This window comes from Streptomyces sp. NPDC057287 (assembly GCF_042667905.1).
GTDB lineage: Bacteria > Actinomycetota > Actinomycetes > Streptomycetales > Streptomycetaceae > Streptomyces.
The window spans coordinates 1-2,510 of the sequence record NZ_JBHUYV010000044.1 but is presented as its reverse complement, the minus strand read 5'-3'; the positions used below and the strand labels follow the sequence as shown (position 1 = coordinate 2,510).

Here is a 2,510-nt window from a genome sequence, read left to right as displayed (position 1 = left end):
CCGAGGTCCGCTTCGGCCGCATCGATGGTGTACGTCTGGAAGCTGACGGCGACCTCCAGGTTGTCCCTGACGGCGGTCGGGTTCGCGTCGCCGGTCTGCTTCTGGGTGCCGAAGATACCGATGACGCCGAGCCCGCGACCCTCCTTGGAGATGGTCTGCATCATGCGCTGGTTGGACTCGATGACCTGCTTGTCCTTGCCGGTCAGGCCCTTGGTGTCGGCGTAGTTGTGGCACTCATCCATGAGCACCAGGACGAGCGGGTTGGTCTCGGTCGGCCCGTGCTTCCAGAACTTGTGCGTCCCCCGTTCCTCGACCAGGGCGGCCGGGCGGTCCTTGAGCAGCCGGACCAGTTCGGTCAGGCGTTGGTTGGCGGTTTCCGGGTTGTCGCCGACGACGAACATGGCGCGGTCTCCGGCCTGGCCCCAGTCGCCGTATCGGGCGTCGGAGGTCTTGCCGTCAAAGATGGCGAACTGCACGGTGGCGCGATTCGCGAGCGAGGCCATCCAGGCGAGCATGAGCATGGTCTTGCCGTAGCCGGGGAGGCCCGCGACCTTGATCCCGCTCAACTGCCGTAGCGGGATGGCGACTTGGCGCATCCAGGGGTTGTGACCCATCGGGAGGACCCAGTCGTCAGCGTCGGGCCAGGCGTACGGCGCGTGCTCGTCGAGCGGGTTGCCGACGATGCCCCGGACCTCCACGAGTCCGGCCTTGAGTCGGCGGACTTCCACGGTCTGGCAGTCCCAGGCGTCCGCGAGCCAACCGCCGGCCTTTTCGACTTCCTCGACCCCGACCTTCGGGATCGTCTTGATGACGGCCCGGATGCCCCACGGCTCGGGGAGCACCCTGATCTTCGGGACGACGGTGACGGGCTTGGCGGTCTTGCCCTGCCAGTCCTTGCGGCCCTTGGTGTTCTCGTCCACGCGAGCGAGGCCGACGTTCGGGGCGAGGCGACGCCAGCGGCGGGAGACGGCCCAGGCATGGCGCATCCGAGCCCGCTGGAGGGGAGTCGCCCGGATGTACCGGTAGGTGGCGATGAAGAGGCGAGCCGCCCCCCAGGCCGCCAGCACCGCGAGAGCGATGACGGCGACCAGGGGAGACAGGCTCAGGGAGTCGGTGACAGACACGGTCAGCCTTCCTGCGAGGCGGACTTACGGGAGGTGGGAACGGCGTTCAGGGGGCGGATCTCGTCGGCCTGGTACCAGGCAGTGCCGCCGACGACCTTCTCGTTGCCGTTGCGGTCGGTCCGCTTCTCGGCCGGGGTGACACCGACCCGGAAGCCGACCAGCTCGACCGGCTGCGGCATCCCCTGGAGCGGGGCGGCGGGGTCCTGGTGCGAGAGGACACCGACCTTGAGGATCTCGTTCTCGGTCCGGCCGAACTGGGTGAAGGAGGCGACGACCTGCACCTCCCACTTCGGCGTGCCGTCCTTGGCGGTGTCCTGCTGCTGGGTGCCGAACTGCATCTTGGGCGAGGAGCTGAGGAACATGACCATCGAGAAGGTGCGGGCCTGGTCGACGTGGAAGATCGCGGGCATGAATCTCTCCTTGTGACAGATCGTCAGGTGACGATCGCTCGTCTACGGGGTGTTGCGTGCTCTACCCTGAACCTCATGCACGGGGGTTGTCAACCAGGTTATCGCCAGACGTAGTCAAGGATGGTCGAATATGTCGGAGTCAGTACCGGCCGAGATCCGTACAAAGATGCAGGTGAGGCTGCAAGCGATCTCTGAGCTTGCCGGATACCTCGGACATGCCGACGCGGCCATGTCCCGTGATCCGGCCGAGTGGCATCGGAACCTGATCCGGGCGTTCTCGGATCTGGCGGAGGAGGCGAAGGCGGCGGAGACCGAACTCTCCGTGCACGCGGTGCAATCGAAGGCCCTCACCACGACAGAGGTCTCGAAGGCTGCGAAGGTCAGCCGGACCGCGATCTACAAGAGGATGCGTGAGTAGCGGAATTGGAAGAGGCCCCCGTCGAATTCGGCGGGGGCCTTTTCCGTTGTTCCCGGCGGGGGCCGGAGCTTCCGCCGCAGGCGGTCGAGTTTTTTTTGTGGTTCCGGGCTGAAGAAGTCTTTAACCGTTGCTGATCAGTGGGGCCCCTCCGAGAGCAAGAAAGGGGGCCGAGTGCCCACTTCGTGCGGTGAGGGCATCCAGCCCTCTCCATTGGTACAAGTGTAATGGCCCCCTTTCATGCTCTCGCCCCACAGATCACCAACGGTCAAACACTTCTCCAACCCTAGGCGACATTGTCTTCTGACGGTTCGTCAGGGGTTTCTGACGTGTCGTCAGGAGCGAGTTTCTTGACTGCCCAGATTTGGTGTGCAGTGAGGAGCTTGACGAGTGCCGGAAATCCGCCTCGTTCGACGGCTTCGAGGACTCGGGCTTCGAGGCCGTGGGCGACGACCATCTTCCAGGCCGACTCGGCCAGCTCGGCCACCTCCCCGCCGGCCACTTCTTCGGCGGCGTGCTCTTCGTCGCTGATCTCGTCCACTCCGAGCCGAGCCTTGAGCC

General features: G+C 65.4%; 4 protein-coding genes. 1 reads left to right on the top strand and 3 read right to left on the bottom strand.

Annotated elements, in window-relative coordinates; all coding sequences use genetic code 11:
- A partial coding sequence (locus ACFUNE_RS37560; protein WP_383577494.1) for a hypothetical protein occupies positions 1-1,124 on the bottom strand: 1,124 nt, incomplete at its 3' end.
- Between the two features lie 2 nt (positions 1,125-1,126).
- The gene (locus tag ACFUNE_RS37555) at positions 1,127-1,534 is read right to left on the bottom strand and encodes a hypothetical protein (protein WP_376006132.1); all 408 of its coding nucleotides are present in this window, start codon (positions 1,532-1,534) and stop codon (positions 1,127-1,129) included.
- A 130-nt stretch (positions 1,535-1,664) separates the two neighbouring features.
- Here ACFUNE_RS37555 and ACFUNE_RS37550 point away from each other — a divergent pair, with 130 nt between their 5' ends.
- Positions 1,665-1,952: a hypothetical protein gene (locus ACFUNE_RS37550; protein WP_376006130.1), complete on the top strand. Its 288-nt coding sequence runs from the start codon at positions 1,665-1,667 to the stop codon at positions 1,950-1,952.
- A 283-nt stretch (positions 1,953-2,235) separates the two neighbouring features.
- Here the strand turns inward: ACFUNE_RS37550 and ACFUNE_RS37545 are convergent.
- Positions 2,236-2,510: hypothetical protein (locus ACFUNE_RS37545; RefSeq protein WP_383577492.1), on the bottom strand; the 275-nt coding region annotated here is incomplete at its 5' end.